Genomic DNA, 576 nt, shown 5'->3' with positions numbered 1-576 from the left:
TAATGATAAGCTAATTACATATTGGTTTTTTGCTCCCATTAACCCTAGTACAGTAAGCATATTAGCTTCTGCTTCAACATTTCTTTGTATCATATAATTAATAACAAATGATAATGAAGAGTAAGTATCCGCTAATACAAGCTGATTTTCAGACCATGAGTTTATAAAAGTAGTATATCCTTTTACAGTAGTTTGAAAACCGTCATATGTAGCTTTATCTATAGCTTTTGAAGACATACTTACTAATGTAAAAATCGATATAAACATCAATGAAGTAATAAATATATTAATTGCCATAGGTATTTGTATTGTTAGACTATTAAATTTATTTTTCATTTTATTAAACTCTCTATATATATTTCTATTATTTTTACCTGTATAGGGTATATAGTATTATAGTTTTTTAGGTATGTCAAACATATTTTTATGTTTTTTGTTTTAAAAGTTTTTAAAATTCATTAAAATATTTATATGTATAATAATAATATTTAATTTGACTTTTATGTATTTTGTAGTAGAATATATAGGTTGATATATAAGAGTATTAACCCAAAAATCACATATTTTAATAATAAA

1 pseudogene is annotated in these 576 nt (G+C 22.0%); it reads right to left on the bottom strand.

From position 1 onward, the window contains the following. Window positions 1-336, bottom strand: a pseudogene (locus GQX97_RS14220) (methyl-accepting chemotaxis protein); the annotation flags it as partial. Window positions 337-576 lie beyond the last annotated feature (240 nt).

Source organism: Brachyspira sp. SAP_772, from assembly GCF_009755885.1.
Lineage (GTDB): Bacteria > Spirochaetota > Brachyspiria > Brachyspirales > Brachyspiraceae > Brachyspira.
The sequence above is the reverse complement of the archived record's forward strand: the minus strand, read 5'-3'. Positions and strand labels throughout refer to the sequence as shown.